This is a genomic window from Halorubrum sp. Atlit-8R, assembly GCF_003666025.1.
In the GTDB taxonomy this organism is placed as follows: Archaea; Halobacteriota; Halobacteria; order Halobacteriales; family Haloferacaceae; genus Halorubrum; species Halorubrum salinarum.
The window spans coordinates 115,797-130,860 of the sequence record NZ_QPLV01000003.1 but is presented as its reverse complement, the minus strand read 5'-3'; the positions used below and the strand labels follow the sequence as shown (position 1 = coordinate 130,860).

17 protein-coding genes are annotated in these 15,064 nt (G+C 73.4%); 12 read left to right on the top strand and 5 right to left on the bottom strand.

The features are described 5' to 3' along the window. The first annotated feature begins 149 nt into the window (after positions 1–149). The 7 genes from DVK05_RS09300 (at position 150) to DVK05_RS09270 (ending at position 5,580) form a co-directional block, all read left to right on the top strand. Positions 150–488 carry a hypothetical protein gene (locus DVK05_RS09300; RefSeq protein WP_053770488.1) on the top strand — a complete coding sequence of 113 codons (339 nt, stop codon included), beginning with the start codon at positions 150–152 and terminating at the stop codon, positions 486–488. A 116-nt stretch (positions 489–604) separates the two neighbouring features. Then, on the top strand, positions 605–1,039 hold the full coding sequence (locus tag DVK05_RS09295) for a pyridoxamine 5'-phosphate oxidase family protein (RefSeq protein WP_121563087.1): 435 nt from the start codon (positions 605–607) through the stop codon (positions 1,037–1,039). Between the two features lie 99 nt (positions 1,040–1,138). Further along, on the top strand, positions 1,139–1,339 hold the full coding sequence (locus DVK05_RS09290) for a dodecin (RefSeq protein WP_096394462.1): 201 nt from the start codon (positions 1,139–1,141) through the stop codon (positions 1,337–1,339). A 176-nt stretch (positions 1,340–1,515) separates the two neighbouring features. Beyond that, the gene (locus DVK05_RS09285; RefSeq protein WP_121563086.1) at positions 1,516–2,736 is read left to right on the top strand and encodes a DHHA1 domain-containing protein; all 1,221 of its coding nucleotides are present in this window, start codon (positions 1,516–1,518) and stop codon (positions 2,734–2,736) included. Then, positions 2,733–3,737, top strand: coding sequence for an AIR synthase-related protein (locus DVK05_RS09280; protein ID WP_121563395.1), 1,005 nt, complete (start codon positions 2,733–2,735; stop codon positions 3,735–3,737). Before DVK05_RS09285 ends, DVK05_RS09280 begins: the two co-directional genes overlap by 4 nt. An 86-nt stretch (positions 3,738–3,823) precedes the next feature. Next, positions 3,824–4,996 (top strand): acyl-CoA dehydrogenase family protein, encoded by a 1,173-nt coding sequence (locus tag DVK05_RS09275; RefSeq protein WP_121563085.1) that lies wholly within the window; start codon positions 3,824–3,826, stop codon positions 4,994–4,996. Beyond that, positions 4,993–5,580, top strand: coding sequence for an HAD family hydrolase (locus DVK05_RS09270; RefSeq protein ID WP_121563084.1), 588 nt, complete (start codon positions 4,993–4,995; stop codon positions 5,578–5,580). Before DVK05_RS09275 ends, DVK05_RS09270 begins: the two co-directional genes overlap by 4 nt. Before the next feature lie 46 nt (positions 5,581–5,626). Here DVK05_RS09270 and DVK05_RS09265 read toward each other — a convergent pair whose 3' ends face one another. Continuing rightward, on the bottom strand, positions 5,627–6,016 hold the full coding sequence (locus tag DVK05_RS09265) for a DUF5822 domain-containing protein (RefSeq protein ID WP_121563083.1): 390 nt from the start codon (positions 6,014–6,016) through the stop codon (positions 5,627–5,629). A gap of 134 nt (positions 6,017–6,150) precedes the next feature. Between DVK05_RS09265 and panB the strand changes: the two genes are divergently transcribed. Further along, the gene (gene panB, locus DVK05_RS09260; protein ID WP_121563082.1) at positions 6,151–6,957 is read left to right on the top strand and encodes a 3-methyl-2-oxobutanoate hydroxymethyltransferase; all 807 of its coding nucleotides are present in this window, start codon (positions 6,151–6,153) and stop codon (positions 6,955–6,957) included. A gap of 25 nt (positions 6,958–6,982) precedes the next feature. Here the strand turns inward: panB and DVK05_RS09255 are convergent, their stop codons facing one another. The 4 genes from DVK05_RS09255 to DVK05_RS09240 all read right to left on the bottom strand — a co-directional run bounded on the left by DVK05_RS09255 (position 6,983) and on the right by DVK05_RS09240 (position 10,617). Further along, positions 6,983–7,861, bottom strand: a complete 879-nt coding sequence (locus tag DVK05_RS09255; protein ID WP_121563081.1) for a CPBP family intramembrane glutamic endopeptidase — start codon at positions 7,859–7,861, stop codon at positions 6,983–6,985. 85 nt (positions 7,862–7,946) lie between these two features. Continuing rightward, a complete protein-coding gene (locus tag DVK05_RS09250; protein WP_121563080.1) occupies positions 7,947–8,549 on the bottom strand; it encodes an NUDIX hydrolase in 603 nt (200 codons plus the stop codon). A 103-nt stretch (positions 8,550–8,652) separates the two neighbouring features. Then, positions 8,653–9,087, bottom strand: coding sequence for a hypothetical protein (locus DVK05_RS09245; protein WP_121563079.1), 435 nt, complete (start codon positions 9,085–9,087; stop codon positions 8,653–8,655). A gap of 63 nt (positions 9,088–9,150) precedes the next feature. Further along, positions 9,151–10,617: a DNA polymerase IV gene (locus DVK05_RS09240; RefSeq protein WP_121563078.1), complete on the bottom strand. Its 1,467-nt coding sequence runs from the start codon at positions 10,615–10,617 to the stop codon at positions 9,151–9,153. 140 nt (positions 10,618–10,757) lie between these two features. On the opposite strand from DVK05_RS09240, the gene DVK05_RS09235 reads away from it, so the two are divergent. The 4 genes from DVK05_RS09235 (at position 10,758) to DVK05_RS09220 (ending at position 15,052) form a co-directional block, all read left to right on the top strand. Then, the gene (locus tag DVK05_RS09235; RefSeq protein WP_121563077.1) at positions 10,758–12,542 is read left to right on the top strand and encodes a PAS domain S-box protein; all 1,785 of its coding nucleotides are present in this window, start codon (positions 10,758–10,760) and stop codon (positions 12,540–12,542) included. A gap of 117 nt (positions 12,543–12,659) precedes the next feature. Beyond that, a complete protein-coding gene (locus tag DVK05_RS09230) occupies positions 12,660–13,976 on the top strand; it encodes an MFS transporter (RefSeq protein WP_121563076.1) in 1,317 nt (438 codons plus the stop codon). Between the two features lie 50 nt (positions 13,977–14,026). Further along, complete coding sequence (locus DVK05_RS09225; protein WP_121563075.1) at positions 14,027–14,305, top strand: zinc ribbon domain-containing protein; 279 nt, start codon at positions 14,027–14,029, stop codon at positions 14,303–14,305. A gap of 66 nt (positions 14,306–14,371) precedes the next feature. Next, positions 14,372–15,052, top strand: coding sequence for a phosphate ABC transporter permease (locus DVK05_RS09220; protein ID WP_121563074.1), 681 nt, complete (start codon positions 14,372–14,374; stop codon positions 15,050–15,052). Positions 15,053–15,064: the final 12 nt, after the last annotated feature.

Below are 15,064 nucleotides of genomic sequence, written 5' to 3'. Positions count from 1 at the left end.
TCCGGTCGACGGCCGCCTCCGGCGGGGCGGTCGGCTCCGGCTCGGGACCGCGTTCGGGGCTCTCCGGACCGCTGCGGGGGGTGCGCCCGATTCTCTGGGATCGAAATCGTGAGAAGGTTTATCACGGATGGTGCCGAACTCCGACGTAGATGGCCACTGCGAGCATCCCCCCGACGACCGAGGCCAGAGACGTCTTCCGCGAACTGGGATACACCGTCTCCGACGGCGGACGCGAGTTCGTCGCGGAACGCAAGTGGCGGCGCGTGTTCGTGACGGTGCTTTGTCTCGACGACGACGACCTCGACCCGTATCTCGCAGACGGGGACGACGCGGCGCGACTCCGGTGTTTCGTCACGTGGCGCGACCGAGCGGCCGACCTCCAGGAACGGCTCGTCGCCGCGAAGCCCCCCTACGACTGGGCGGTGATCGGTATCGACCGCGACGGCGAGGACTTCGCGGTGATGGAGGGCGCGCCCGGGAGCCCGTAGCCCCGCGCGACCGCTGTACCGACGACGCTCTCCGCCTCCCGGTCGGCCCGCCGACTGTGCCCTCAGCCGGCCCGCCCCGGAGGTGTCTATTTGCGACCCCGCCGCGTACGGGCCGCATGGAGCACGTCGAGTACGTCTACACCAGCGGCATGTCCGAGTCCGATGTCGAGGCCCGCCTCCGGTCCGGCGAACACGGCGTCTTGGCGCTGGCGAGCGACGGCGACGCGTACGCCACGCCGCTGAGCTACCACTACGACGGCGACCGCCTCCTCCTGCGCGTGAGCGACCACGACGGCGACGACGAGAAGGGGCGGTTCCTCGCGGCGACCGACACCGCCACGTTCGTCTGCTACGCGGCGTCGACGGACGAGTCGTGGAGCGTTCACGTCCGCGGGCCGGTGTCGCGGTCCGAGCGACGAGTCGACGAGGCGACGCTCAACGAGTGGTTTCAGCCCTTCCGCCTCTTCGACGAGGCGGTCGAGGACGTCGCGTTCACCCTCTACGAACTGGAGATGGAGACGGTCATCGGTCGGGCGACCGTAGACGGGTAGCCGGCGAGCCGGCGGGGAGGGACCGGGATCGGACCCGACACCGCCGCCGCCACGGCGACGCGTATTTTTATCTCCCCGTGTGCCCTACCAGCACGCGACATGGTGTTCAAGAAGATCACGTTGATCGGGACGAGCGAGGAGAGCTTCGACGCCGCGGCCGACGACGCCATCGACCGCGCCGAGGACACCCTCGACAACGTCTACTGGGCCGAGGTCGAGGAGTTCGGCGTCGAGTTGGACGGCGCGGCCGACCGCGAGTACCAGGCCGAGGTCGAGGTCGCGTTCGAGCTGGAGGGCTGAGGGGAGACGCGGTCTTCCAATTTATAACTAGTCGTGAGCGGGAGCCGGGCCTCCGTATGAACGACGGGCATGGATAGGCCGGCGGCAGAGTCGTCGGCGACGCCGCACCGTCTCGTTTATTTATAAGCGATTCCTCGGCGCCCACCTATTTATCCGACCGCCCCCACGACCCGGCAATGACCGCCTCACGCGCGCCGGCCGAGCCGACGGTCCGGGAGTTCGAAGCGACGGTCGAGTCCGTCGACGGCCGCGAGGTCGTCCTCGACGAGACGTACTTCTACCCGGCGTCGGGCGGCCAGCCGGCAGACAGGGGAACGCTCGACGGCCACCTCGTCGACGACGTGGTCGAGCGGGAGGGAGCGGTCGTCCACGCGCTCGACCCCGACGCGGACGCCGCCCTCGCGCCCGGCGACGAGGTCACGGGCCTGATCGACGACGCCTTCCGCACCTACTGCGCCCGGGCGCACACCGCCTCCCACGTGCTGTACGGAGCGGCGCGCCGGATCGCCGACGACCTCGGCTACGCCGGGTTCGACATCTCGGAGACGAAGGTCCGCGTCGACCTGACGACCGCCGAGCCGCTGGGCGACGACGACCTGATCGAGTTAGAGCGGCTCGCCAACCGCGCCGTCTGGGACTCGCTGCCCGTCTCGTGGGAGACCCACTCGGCCGACGAGGCCCGCGAGGTCGACGGCATCGCGTTCAACACCAAGACCGAGGAGGGCGCGATGAGCGGCGGCGACGCGGTCCGGGTCGTGACGGTCGGCGAGGCCGACGACCCGTGGGACGTCGCCGCCTGCGGCGGGACGCACGTCGCGAACACGTCGGAGATCGGGCCGATCGCGGTGCTGGAGCGGTCGAACCCCGGCGAGGGCGTGACCCGCGTCGAGTTCGCGGTCGGGCCCACGGCGATAGACGAACTCGGCGCGGTCCACGCCGCCGCGCTCGACGCCGCGACGGCGCTCGACGCGCGCGTCGGCGACCTCCCGGACGCCGTTTCCCGCCTCCGCGACGAGGCGGACCGGCTGGAGGCGGAGCTCCGGGACGCCCGCGAGGACCTGCTCGCGGCCCGCCTGCGCGAGTTCCCGACCGCCGAGGTCGACGGCGCGCGCTGGGCGATCGGGACCGTCGACGACGCCGACCCGAACGAGCTCCGCGAGCCGGCGACGGCGGCGGTCGCGGCCGACGGCGACCTCGACGCCCTCGCCGCGGTCGGGACCGGCGACGCCCCCTTCGTCGTGGTCGCGGCCGACGGCGACGCGGTCGACGCGGGCGACGCCGTCGGCGCCGTCACCGACGAGTTCGGCGGGGGCGGCGGAGGCGGCCCGACGTTCGCGCAGGGCGGCGGGCTCGACGCCGACCCCGAGGCCGTCGCGGCGTGGCTCCGGGAGCGATGACCGGGAAGCTGGGCCCCGAGGCGCTGGCGGCGGCGTTCGCGGCGACCGGCGCGGCCGACCCGGCGGTTCGGCAGGGGCCGGCGTACGGCGAGGACGCGGCCGCGATCGACCTGGGCGGCGCCGGCGAGACGCTCGTCGTCGCGGCCGACCCCCTCTCGCTGGCCGCAGAGTCGGTCGGCACCCTCGCCGTCCACGTCGCCTGTAACGACGTCGCCGCGAGCGGTGCCGACCCGCGGTGGCTCACGCACACCCTCTTTCTGCCCGACGACGACCCCGACCGGCTCCGGACCGTCGTCGATCAGGTCGACGCGACGGCGCGCGACCTCGGCTGCGCGGTCGTCGGCGGCCACACCGAGGTGCTCGACGCGCTCGACCGCCCGCTCTGTGCGATGACGGCGATGGGCACGACGGACCGCTTCGTGTCGAGCGGCGGCGCCGAGCCGGGCGACCGCCTCCTGCTCACGAAGGGCGCGGGGATCGAGGCGACCGCGATCCTCGCGACCGACTTCCGCGAGGCGTGCCGCGAGGCGGGCGTCCTGGCGGCGACGCTCGACGCGGCCGCGGAGTTCCTCACGGAGGTGAGCGTCGTGCCCGACGCGGCGGCGGTCCGCGGCGCCGCGACCGCGCTCCACGACCCGACCGAGGGCGGCGTGGCGACCGCGCTCGTCGAGGCGGCGGCCGCGAGCGAGGCCGTCTTCGCCGTCGACCGCGACGCGGTGCCGGTCCGACCGGAGACCCGGGCCTGCTGTGACGCCCTCGGCGTCGACCCGCTCAAGTCGTTCGGGTCGGGCGCGCTGCTGGCGGCCGTCCCGCCGGAGCGGGTCGAAGAGGCGCTCGACGCGCTCGACGCGGCCGGGATCGAGGGGGCCGCGATCGGTCGCGTCGAGTCGCCCGCGGACAAGTCGGCCGCGGGGACCGTCCGGATCGACGGCGAACCCATCGCCGAACCGCCGCGAGACGAGCTGTACCCGCTCTGGGAGGCGCGCGACGCGGGGGCGTAGCGGTCGGCGGCGGCCGTCACCCTCCCCCAATCGGGCCCACCCCGCCGATCGCGCACCTTTTTCGGTGAGGGACCGAAGTTGGTGACATGACCGGAGCACGCGTCGGATCGGCGCTCACCGACGAGCAGGCGGCCGTCCGCGACCTCGTCGCGGAGTTCGCGGCCGAGGAGGTCCGCCCGACCGCGGCCGAGGCGGACGAGACGGAGACGTTCCCGGAGGAGGTGTGGGACGGGCTCGCGGAGCTGGGCCTGACCGGCCTCACCGTCCCGGAGGAGTACGGCGGCTTCGGCGCCGACGAGACGACCTACGCGGTCGCCAACGAGGCGCTGGCGCACGGGTCGCTCGCGGTCGCCACCGCGCTGTCCGTCCACTGCCTCGCGACCTCCTGTATCGCCGAGTTCGGCACGGAGGCGCAGCGCGATGCGTGGCTCCCGGAGATGGCGGAGACGGGCCGCCCGGTCGGGATGTTCTGCCTCTCGGAGCCGCACGCGGGGTCGAACCCGGCGCAGATGTCGACGACCGCGACGTACGACCCCGAGGCCGACGAGTACGTCCTGAACGGCGAGAAGCAGTGGATCACCAACGGGAAGCGCGGCGGCGTCGCGGTCGTCTTCGCGAAGGTCGACGACGCCGAGCGCGACCCCGACGACGACGCGGTCACGCAGTTCCTCGTCCCCGCCGACGCTGACGGGTTCGAGGTCGGCAAGAAGGAGGAGAAGCTGGGGCTCCGCGCCTCGGACACGACCGGGATCACCTTCGACGACTGCCGGATCCCCGCGGAGAACCGGCTCACCGAGCCGGGGAAGGGGCTCTCCGCGGCCTTCCGGACGCTCACCGAGGGGCGGATCGGCATCGCGGCGCAGGCGGTCGGCGTCGCGCAGGCCGCGCTGGACGAGGCGACGACGTACGCGCAGGAGCGCGAGCAGTTCGACCGCCCGATCGGCGACATTCAGACGATCCGGCACAAGCTCGCGGAGATGTCGACCGACGTGTCGGCCGCGCGGCTCCTCGTCCGCGAGGCGTGCCGGCAGGCGGAGGCTGGCGAGGACTACCGCGTCGCCGCCTCGAAGGCGAAGTACCGCGCCAGCGAGGCCGCGATGTCGGTGACGAACGAGGCGGTCCAGATCCACGGCGGCTACGGCTACACGACCGAGTTCGACGTCGAGCGGCTCTACCGCGACGCGAAGATCACGGAGATCTACGAGGGGACGACGGAGATCCAGAAGACGATCATCGCCCGCGGGGTGTTCGGGGAGTGAGCGCGGTCGACTCGCGGCTCGCCGGCTACGACGCGGTCGTCTACGACCTCGACGGCACGCTCGTCGAGCTCGCGGTCGACTGGGACGCGGTCGCGGAGTCGGTCCTCGACGTGTACGCCGAGCGCGCGCTGATCCCCCCGACCGAGGAGCTGTGGGGGTTACTCGGCGCGGCCGACGACTACGGGATCCGGGAGGCCGTCGAGGAGGCGATCGCGCTCCACGAGCGCGCCGGCGCCCGCGAGTCGACCCGGCTCCCGCTCGGCGACCGGCTCGCGGCCGACGGCTCGGCGGGCGAGGTCGGCTCGCCGCCCAGCGCCGGCGTCTGCTCGCTCAACTGCGAGGAGGCGTGTCGGATCGCGGTCGAGACGCACGGGCTCGCCGACGCGATTGACGGGGACGCCATCGTCGGCCGCGACACCGTCGGGAGCCACAAGCCGGACCCGGCGTCGCTGCTCGCGGCGATCGACCGGCTCGGCGCCGCCCCCGAGGACGCGCTGTTCGTCGGCGACTCGCGGCGGGACGCGGTCGCCGCCGAGCGGGGCGGCGTCGACTTCGCGTGGGCCGCGGACTTACTCGCCGAGTAGCGGCACGGGACCGCCGCACCGCGAGGCCGGCGCGCGTCGCCCCGGCTCACTCCGTCTCGTCGTCGTCTCCGCGTTCTTCGGGATCTGCGTCCTCTCCGCCTTCCTCCGGCTCGCCGCCCTCTCCGCCTCCCTCCGGCACGGCGTCGTCGTCGCCATCCTCTCCGCCTTCCTCCGGCTCGGTGTCGCCGTCGGCCGCTCCGCCGTCGCCGGCGTCGTTCCGCCTCGCGTACACCGCGACGGCGACCGCGGTGACGAACCAGATGGGGGCGCCGACCCGGACCGCGAACGCGGCCCGCGCGCCCCACGACTCCAGCGCGACGGTCGTCGACAGCAGGGCCACGACGGGGGCGCCGACGAGGATGGTGACGACGAACGTCGTCTGCATCACCCACGCGTAGTCAACCCCCTCGTACTCGGCCCGCTCGACTGGTTGCACGCCACCGGCTCCGCGGCGGAGCGGCAAATCGGTGGCGGTCGGCCGCGGCGCCGGCGCGTCCGGCGGCGACCGCGCGGCCGACGCGCCGTCCGGTTCCCGACGATTTTAGGGTGGCGCGCCGTCGACTCCGAGGCATGACCACGACGCGGGGACTCCGGGACGCCGAGGATCCGATCACGATGCTCACCGCCTACGACGCCCCGACGGCGGCGATCGTCGACGAGGCCGGGATCGACGTTATCCTCGTCGGCGACAGCATGGGCAACGCCGCCCTGGGCTACGACTCCACGCTCCCCGTGACGTTCGACGAGGTCGCGAGCCGCACCGCGGCGGTCGCGCGCGCGGCCGACGACGCCCTCGTCGTCGCCGACATGCCGTTCCTCTCCTTCGGCGTCGACGAGGCCGAGTCGGTCCGGAACGCCGGCCGCCTGCTGAAGGAGGCGAACGCCGACGCGGTGAAAATCGAGAGCGGTCCCCACACCGTCGAAACGACCCGACGGATGACCGAGGTCGGGATCCCGGTGATGGCGCACCTCGGCTTGACCCCCCAGCACGTGAACCGGCTCGGCGGCTACACCCGGCAGGGGACCGAGCAGGACGCCGCCGAGGAGATAGTCGAGCTGGCGGGCGAGCACGCCGACGCCGGGGCGTTCGCGCTCGTGTTGGAACACGTCCCCGCGAACCTCGCCGGCGCGGTGACCGAGGCGCTTTCGATTCCGACGATCGGCATCGGCGCGGGCGCCGACTGCGACGGGCAGGTGCTGGTGATCAACGACGCGATCGGCCTCGGGGAGTGGTCGCCGCCGTTCGCGAAGCGGTTCGGCGACGTGCGCGGCGAGATGGTCGACGCCGTCGAGGCGTACCGGGAGGCAGTGACGAGCGGCGAGTTCCCGGCCGCGGAACACTCGCACGTCGAGTCCGATCTGGAGGACCTGTACTGAGGACCGCCCGCGTCGGCCCCCCGTCTCAGAGGGGCACGACGCCGAGGATCGCCGGCAGGTCGCTCGGGTCCATCTGCGTGACCGTGACGTAGAGGACGGTGAAGATCACGGCGTTGTGGAGGCCGTGGAGCAGCGCCGGGACGACGAGGTTCTCCGTGTACTCGTACACCGCGCCGAACACGAGGCTCGGCACGAACAGGATGGCGACGGTCGTGAGCCGGGCGGAGAGCCCGCCGGTCAGCGCCATCACGTGGATGGTCGCGAAGATGGCGGCCGAGAGCAGGATCGACGGCGCCGCCGGCAGCGACTCGCGGAGCCGCCCCTGGACGACGCCGCGGTAGAGGATCTCCTCGCAGGGGCCGATGACGAGGAACGACGCGGCGACGAACAGCGGGATGATCGCCGGGTTCCCCATCGCCAGCTCCGCGCTCTGGTTCGCCGCGGTCTCCGTCCCGAGCAGCTGGACGATGGTCGAGACCACGAGGACCAAGATTAAGATTACGACCCAGCTGCCGAGGACGATCCCGAGCTCCTTGAGGCTCGGCACCCGGACGCCGAGGTACGAGACGATCCCGCGCCGGTCGAGGCCGCGCCACGCGAGGTACCCCACCGCGAGCCCGCCGAAGGCGACGTACTGGCCGAGTATCAGCGTGAGCACGACGCTCGCGACCAGCGAGAGCCCGCCGGCCGCGGCGTCGATCGCGAAGACCGCGACGCCGCTCGCGAGCGCGATCACGGGGCCGAGGACGCCGAGAAGCAGGGCGGTCGCGACCGCGACGGCCGGCGACCCGCCGGCGTCCCCCGGGCCGCCCGCGTCGTCGGCGACGGGGTCGGGGTCGACGTCGTCGAACTCGTCGTGAACCCCGCCGTCCGGGGACGCGTCGCGGCTGGAGGGATCTGTCATCGCCCGGGGTAGGCGGCGCTCGGCAAAATGGTTGTCCGTGTCGGAAGCGTCGCGGACGGTCGCCTTGCCGGCGTCCGCGCGCCGGTCACCGGCGGAGCAGCTCGTACCACAGCACCGCGGTGACGGCCCGCCCGTCGCGCAGCCCGTCGTCGACGACCGCGGCGAGGAGGTCGTCGTACGGCACCGTCTCGACCGATATCGACTCGTTGTGGTCTAAGTCGCGGTCGGCGGTCGGCTCGCAGCCGGTCGCCAAGACGTGGTGGTGAACTGCGTTCGCCATCCCGTTCGTCGGCTCGACGGTCGTCAGCCGCTCGAAGGAGTCGGCCTCGTACCCGGTCTCCTCGGCGAGCTCGCGGGCCGCGGCGCGCTCGATCGCGTCGTCGCTCGGGTCCGTCGCGTCGCTCGCCCCGCCGTCCGCGCCCCCGTCTCCGTCCTCCGGCTCCATCGTCCCCGCGGGGATCCCGCGGTTCACGCGCCCGACGGCCTGCCGCCACTCGTCGATGACGACCGCGTCGCCGTCGGGCGTCAGCGGCAGCACCACGACCGCCGGCGGCTCGTCGACGTAGTGGAACCCGTCGGTCTCGCCGTCCGGGAACCGCACCTCGTCGCGCCGCACGTCGAAGCCGGGGCAGGTGTAGTCGACGGCCGAGTCGAGCGTCTCCCACGCGAGGTCGTCGGGGTCGTCCATGGTCGCGGTCGTCGCTCGGCGCGTAAATACCCGGCCGTCGCGCGTCCCGGACGCGCCGACTCGGGCTCCGTCGCGCGCCCCGGCCGCGCGCTCCCGCCCCCCGTCACGCGCCCCGGACGCGCCCGACTGCGAGGCGGCCCGCCGTCCCGGCGGCCCAGCCGAGGGTGCCAGCCGCGAGCGCGGCGACCCCGATCACGGCGAGGCCGTCGACCGCGAGGAGGGCGGCGATCCGCTCGCCGAGCGAGCGCCCGGAGAGCCCCAGCAGGTAGTGGTCGACGCGGTGGCCGAGGAGCGCGGCGACGGCGACCGCCCACGAGGCGACCAGTCCGCCCCGTCGGACCGCGAGCGCCGCGGCCGCGAGCAGGCCGACGACCGTCGCCTCTCCGGCGAGGAGTATCACTCCGCCCGCGACCTCGAAGACGCCGACCGCGTAGGCGGCGAAGACGAGCGCGAAACACAGCGGCGGCGCGGCGAGCCGCGGGTCGGGTCGCGGGCGGTCGCGGTCGGGGCCGAGGAGGAGCGCGCGCGGGGAGGGCATGCGCGACCGATCCGCGTCGCGGCCGAAAAACCTCGGGGCTTCGCCGGCGGTCGCTCGGGGCGCTCAGCCCCAGTCGCCGAGCGACGCCTGCCCCTCGTCGGCGTCTCGCCGGTTCCGCTCCGCGGTCGGCTCCTCCCCGTCGCCCCGGTCCGGCGGGCCGTCGACCCAGTCGGTGAGCTTGCCGCCGTCGCCGGCCTCGCCGCGCTCGCGGCCGCGCTGTCGCTCGGAGTCGCCCCGGCGCTCGCGCCCGCTCCGTCGCTCGCGGTCGCCGCCGTCACCGTCGCCCTCGAACCCGCCGAGCGTCGCCTGGTCCGTCTCCGCGAAGTCGAGCTTGGAGACGCGGACGCCCAGCTTGCGGACCCGGGTCTCGTCGAACTCGCCGAGGAGGTCGAGCGCCACCTCCTCGACGAGGTCCGGGTCGTCGACCGGCCCGGGGAGGCTCCGGGCGCGGGTGTTCACGTCGAAGGGGGGCTCGACCGCCTTGATCCCGATGGTGCGGTAGAGGCAGCCGCGCTCGCGGGCGCGCCGGGCCACGTCCGCGGCGAGCGCCGTCACGGTCTCGCGCTTCGTCGCCTCGTCGGCGGTCGTCGGCAGCGCCGACTCGCGCGAGAGGCTCTTCGGGAGGCCGGTCGGCGTCACCTCGCGCTCGTCGTCGCCCGCGGCGCGCCGGGAGAGCTCCGGGCCGCGCTCGCCCAGCGCGTCCGCGAGGCGGTCGCGGTCGGCCGCCGCGAGGTCGCCCGCGGTCTCGATGCCGAGGTCCGCCAGCGTCTCCTCGGTCACGGGGCCGACGCCGTGGACGTCGGCCGTCGGCAGCGGCGCGAGGAACTCGGCGACCGAGCCCGGCGGCACGACCACGAGGCCGTCGGGCTTGTCGGCGTCGCTGGCGACCTTCGCGGCCGACATGTTCGGCGCGACGCCGACGCTCGCCGGCACGCCCGCCTCGCGCTCGATCCGGTCTTTCACGTGGCGGGCGTACCCCTCGGCGAGCGTCCGCGCCTCGGCCGGGCCGGCGGCGCCGCTCGGCGGCGGGTCGTCCGGGTCGTCGCCCGCGACCGCCCACGAGGTCCGATCGGTGACGTCGAGGTACGCCTCGTCGATGCTCACCTCGCGGCGGGTGTCGGCGCAGTCGCGGAGCACCGCCTTCACCTCGCTCGCGACCTCCTCGTAGAAGTCGAGGTCGACGGGGACGTACCGGCCGGTCTCGGCCGGGTCCGGCGCGTCCGGGTCGTCGGGGTCCGCGTCGGCGCGACGGGGGAGCAGCTCCAGGGCCTCCGAGATCGGCATCGCGCTGTCGACGCCGAACGCGCGGGCCTCGTAGCTCGCGGTCGCGACCGCGCCGATCGACTCGCCCGGCTCGTACCCCATCCCGACCACGACGGGCTCGCCCGCGAGTTCGGGGCGACGCAGCCGCTCGCAGGAGGCGTAAAAGCAGTCCATGTCGACGTGACAGACGACGCGGTCCGCGCCGTCGTCCCCGTCGTCGCCGGCGCCCGGGAGCGTCTCCCCGGCGACGGGCGTCCCGCCGGTCATCGCGTTCGGCTCCGCGCTCCGCGGACTTAAGAATCAGCCACGCGCGCCGGAAGTGGACGCCGCCCCGCCTGCGCGGGCCCGGATCCAGATCCGATAGCCGGGGCGGTAGTCGTTTATTCGGTGCGTCCCTTCGTGGACGTATGCCCGGAGCGATCGACGTGCTACACGTCGACGACGACCCCTCGGTCCTCGACCTCACGGAGGCGTACTTCGAGCGCGAGCTCGACGCGGTCTCGGTGACGAGCGTGACCGACCCGGAGGACGCGTTAGACCGGCTCGACGAGGGCGCCTTCGACTGCGTCGTCAGCGACTACGACATGCCCGCGATGGACGGGCTGGAGTTCTTCGACGCGCTCCGCGAGCGCCACCAGAAGATCCCCTTCGTGCTGTACACCGGGAAGGGGAGCGAAGAGATCGCGAGCCAGGCGCTCAACGCCGGCGTCACCGGCTACTTCCAGAAGGGCGGCCCCGAGCAGCTCCGCCGGCTCGCGAACCGCGTCGACCAGGCGGTCGAGGAGCACCGGACGAAGGAGATCGCCGACCGCTACTCGACGGTCATCGAGGCGCTCGGCTACCCGGTCTACGTCGTCGACGACACCGGCGTCTTCCGGTTCGTCAACGAGCCGTTCGCCGAGCTGACCGGCTACGACCGCGAGGAGATCATCGGCGAGACGCCCGGGTTCATCAAGGACGACGACGCGGTTCAGGAGGCGGAAGACCGGCTCGGAACGATCCTCTCGTCCGACGGGCCCGACGTCCAGCACTTCGGCGTCGACATCGTCCCCAAGGAGGGCGAGCCGATCCCCTGCCGGGACCACATGGCGGCGCTCCCGTACGAGGGCGAGTCGTTCGACGGCAGCGTCGGCATCCTCCGCGACGTGTCCGACGAGCGCGAGCGCCGCGAGGAGCTGGAGACGAAGACCCGCGCGCTCGACGAGGCGCCCGTCGGGATCACCATCACGGACCCCGAACAGGAGGACAACCCGATGGTGTACGTCAACGACCGCTTCGTCGAGATGACGGGGTACGACCGCGAGGAGTCGATCGGGGTCAACTGCCGGTTCCTCCAGGGGCCGGACACCGAGGAGGCGTCGGTACAGGAGCTCCGCGAGGCGATCGACGCCGAGGAGTCGACGAGCGTCGAGCTGTTGAACTACCGGAAGGACGGCACGGAGTTCTGGAACCGCGTGAGCATCGCCCCGATCAGCGACGCGGACGGCACCGTGACGCACTGGGTGGGCTTCCAGGAGGACATCACGGAGTTCAAGGAGCGCGAGGCGGCCCTCGAACGGCAGAACGACCGGCTCGACTCCTTCGCGAGCATCGTCTCGCACGACCTGCGGAACCCCCTCAACGTCGCGCAGGGGCGCGTCCAACTGGCCCGCGAGATGTCGGACGACGCTGAGAACCTCGACGCCGCGCTCGACGCGCTCGAACGGATGGAGTCGATCGTCGAGCGCACGCTCACCCTCGCGCGGGAGGGGGAGACGGTCGGCGACCCGGAACACGTCGACCTCGCGGACGTCGTCGCCGACAGCTGGTCGACCGTCGACACCGCCGACGCGACGCTCTCCGTCGAGACGGAGCGCGAGGTGCTCGCCGACCCCGACCGGCTCCGGAACCTCTTCGAGAACCTGATGCGCAACGCGGTCGACCACGTCGGCGGGGACGTCTCGATCCGCGTCGGCGACCTCTCCGACGGCTTCTACGTCGAGGACGACGGGCCGGGGATCGACCCCGCCGTCGCCGACTCCCTCTTCGAGCCCGGCGAGAGCGGCGCCTCCGGCAACACCGGGTTCGGGCTCGCGATCGTCCAGGAGATCGCCACCGCGCACGGCTGGACCGTCGACGCGACGACCGGTGCGGACGGCGGCGCGCGGTTCGAGGTCCGCGGGGTCGACAAGCGGACGCCCGCGACGGCCTGAGCGCCGCCCGGCCCTCTGCCCCGCCACTCCGCCCCGGTCAGCCGCCGACCCGCCCGAAAGCGGATCGACTCCCGCCGTTCACAAGCGCCTTTATGCTCCGTTCCGAACTCGGAGTGAATGGGGTCGCTCACCGACATCGCCGAGACCGACCGGCGCGTGATCGTGCTGGCGCTCGCGCGGATGGTCGGCGCGGCCGGGAACTCCTTCCTCATCGTCGTCCTCCCGCTGTACATCACGAGCGACGTGGTCGACATCGAGGGGCTCCTCGGCGCGGAGATCGGGGTCGGCGCGGCCGCGGTCACGCTGACCGAGCCGCTGCTCATCGGGATCGTCCTCTCGCTTTTCGGCTTCCTCAACAGCCTCTCGCAGCCGTTCACCGGGCGGCTGTCCGACCGGGTCGGCAGGCGACGGCCCTTCGTCCTCGCCGGCATCCTCCTCCTCGGGACCGCGAGCGGGCTGTACACGGTCGCGACGAGCTACCCGGTGCTGGTCGCGCTGCGCGCGGTCCAGGGGCTCGGCGCGGCGCTCATCATCCCCGCGACGGTCGCCCTCGTGAACGAGTACGCCGCGAGCGACACCGACCGCGGCGGGAACTTCGGCGTGTACAACACCTTCCGCCTCATCGGCTTCGGCTTCGGGCCGGTCCTCGCGGGCGCGGTCGTCGAGGCCGGGCCGTACGACCTCTCGGCGGTCGGGCTCCCGGTCCTCGACGGGTTCGACGCGGCGTTCGTCGCGGCCTGCGCCGGGGCGTACCTCAGCTTCACGCTCGTGTTCCTGCTCGTCCGCGACGCCGACGTCGAGGCCGAGGCCGGCGACGACGTGTCGATCCGGGTCCGCGGCGAGGACCGCCTGCTCGACCCCGTGTTCACGCTGGGGCTCGCGACCGTCGCCATGGGCGCCTGTATCGCGCTGTTCGCGACGCTCCAGAACCAGGTGAACGTCCGCTTGGACCAGGCGCCGATCTGGTTCGGCGCCCAGTTCGCGGCCGTGACGATCGCCAACGTGATCTTCCAGGTCCCGGTGGGGCGCGCCAGCGACCGGATCGGCCGCCGGCCGTTCCTGCTCGCCGGGTTCGTCCTCCTGGTCCCGACCACGCTCCTCCAGGGGATCGTGACGGAGCCGGCGCTGATGATGCTCGTCCGCCTCGGGCAGGGGGTCGCGGTCGCGTGCGTGTTCGCCCCGTCGCTCGCGCTCGCCGGCGACCTCGCGCGCGAGGGCGAGTCGGGGACCACCCTCTCCGTGCTCACCATGGGATTCGGCTTCGGCGTCGCCCTGGGCCCGCTCGCCTCCGGCTGGCTCTACGGCTTCGGCTTCGTCGTCCCCTTCGCGGTCGGGGCCGCGGCCGCCGCGCTCGGCCTCGTCGCGGTGTTCACGCAGGTCGAGGAGACGCTCGACGTCGGCGACGAGCCGAGTGCGGCGCCGGGCGCGGACTGAGCGGGACCGACTGCGCGCCGCTTTTCAGGGTCCCGGCCGAACCGCCTCGCGTGTCGAGCGACCGCCTCCGCTGCGTCGACTGCCGCGAGCCGATCCCGGCCGACGCGCGGATCTGCCCCCACTGCCGGACCATCCAGCCCTCCCCGCTGCTGGACGTCGGCGTCGTCGTCGCCGGCGTGTTCGCGCTGCTGTTCGGCGTCGTCCTGACCGTGATGACCGTCGGGACCAGCCGCCTCCTCGGGTTCGTCCTGCTCGTCGTCGGCTTCGGCTTGGCCGTCGGCGGCTACACGCGCTACCTCGATCGGCAGGCCGCGAGCCGGGCGCGGTGAGGCGACCGCGTTTCCCGTCGCCTCTCCCGCGACAATTTAAGTACGAGCGCGCGCCACGGTACGGACATGCTCACCCCACTCAACGGCGGCCTGGTCCTCGCGGGGCTGGCGCTCGCGTTCGTCGGCGCGGCGGTCTCCGTCTACGCGGTGACGCTGACGGGACTGCTCGTCGGCGCCGGCGCCGGCTACCTGTTCGCGCCGAACGTGGTCGGCCTGATCGCGGTCGACGGCGCGGTCCTGACCGCCGGCGCGGTCGCGGTCGGCGGCCTCCTCGGCGGCTTCCTCGCGTACGCCGGGCTCTCGTTCGCGGTGCTGGGGATCGGCGCCGTGGTCGGCGGGTTCGCCGGGCGGTTCGCGGTCGGCCCGTTCTACGCGGCCGACGCGGCCGGGCTCGAGGGGACGGCGCTGCTCGTCGGCGCGACGCTGGCGGGCGTCGCGGTCGGCGCGCTGTTCGGGTTCGTCCTCACGCGCACGACGCTCGTCGTCTCGACCGCGCTCATCGGCGCGGCGTTCGCCTCCCGCTCGCTCACGCCCGCGAGCTTCGAGACCGCCGCCGCGGAGACGACCGTCGAGCCCCTCCTCTTCGACCTCTCCGCGCCCGCGTTCCTCGCGGTGTTCGTTCTCGGCACGCTCTCGCAGCTCGGGCTCTTCCGGTTCGGCTACGTGACGAAGCTCGTCGGGCTGCTGCCCGGCGCGCGCCGGTGGACGGCCGACGACGACCGCGACGGCGGCGCGAAGGGCGCGTAACGCCTCCGGAAA